Source organism: Thalassospira sp. MCCC 1A01428 (genome assembly GCF_002115825.1).
Taxonomy (GTDB): Bacteria; Pseudomonadota; Alphaproteobacteria; order Rhodospirillales; family Thalassospiraceae; genus Thalassospira.
Window position 1 is genome coordinate 1 of sequence record NZ_JFJZ01000175.1, and the last position, 404, is coordinate 404.

General features: G+C 57.7%; 1 protein-coding gene. It reads right to left on the reverse strand.

What is annotated here, in order from left to right; translation table 11 throughout:
• A partial coding sequence (locus THS27_RS27115) for a hypothetical protein (protein WP_168185041.1) occupies window positions 1–404 on the reverse strand: 404 nt, incomplete at both ends.

A 404-nucleotide genomic window follows, 5' to 3' on the forward strand; every position in this document is an offset into this window, starting at 1 on the left:
GTCAAACCCGCTATCCATGCGTTTCACAACCCCGCCCAGGGCAACAATGGTACTTTCCAGCCGAGCAATCGCAGACTGATCCGCCCCGCGGGCATCAATGTTATAAACGCTGCCCCCGCCTGTGCTTGCCGCCGACGATGCGGCCGCCTTGGGCAGTTTCAAATCAACCGGAATTTTCCCCGATGGCACCGGCACATAAGCCTCGGGAACAGATCCTTCACCAAATTCGGCAAATTGCCGCCCGGTGGCAATTCCGCCCGCAGAATAGCGCCGCAGCGGCACCGGCCCGCTATTGGTCATAATTCCGCCATCGGCGAAACTTGACCAGTCATAGCCAGGCGATGTCATATCGCTGGTACCGCCGCCGACTTGTGACCAATCATAGCTTGCCGATGAATAATCAA